The sequence below is a fragment of the Vibrio sp. 811 genome (assembly GCF_033339195.1).
Genome location: NZ_JAWOUB010000785.1, coordinates 1 through 554 on the forward strand (window position 1 = coordinate 1; position 554 = coordinate 554).

The following is a 554-nucleotide window of genomic DNA, read 5'->3' on the forward strand; positions in this document are numbered from 1 at the left end:
AACGCGCTTACCGCTACCTAAGAAGTTGTCTTGTTGCAGACCAACTTGGAAGCTGACGCCCGATTCGGTACCGTAGCCAACACCAAAGTTTACACTGCCTGAGTTCGCTTCTTTAACCGAGTAAACCAGATCAACTTGATCATCACTACCTGGTACACGAACCGTTTGTACTTCTACGTTTTCAAAATAGCCAAGACGGTTAAGACGTGTCTTACCAGTTTCAATCGACTTGGAGTTTAGCCAGCTGCCTTCCATTTGGCGCATTTCACGACGCAACACTTCATCTTTCGTTGAGTTATTACCAGTAAAACGAATGTCGCGAACGTAAATTCGATTACCTGGATCAACATTCACAACCAAGGAGACTTGTTTGTTTTCATCGTCAAATTCAGGGATGGTGTTTACTTGAGGGTAAGCGTAGCCAGATTCACCAAGCACACGCTTGATGCCTTCTTCCATCGAAGTCACAAGAGAACCGTTGTACGTTTCATTGTCTTCGAATGGAACGAGTCGTTCGAAGGTCGCTTCTTCACCAATCAGGTCACCGCGGAATT

The 554-nt window shown here is 45.5% G+C and carries 1 protein-coding gene; it reads right to left on the reverse strand.

The window, feature by feature from the left end; all coding sequences use genetic code 11:
- On the reverse strand, positions 1-554 hold a 554-nt coding region (locus tag R7Q46_RS29390), incomplete at both ends, for a POTRA domain-containing protein (protein WP_318078614.1).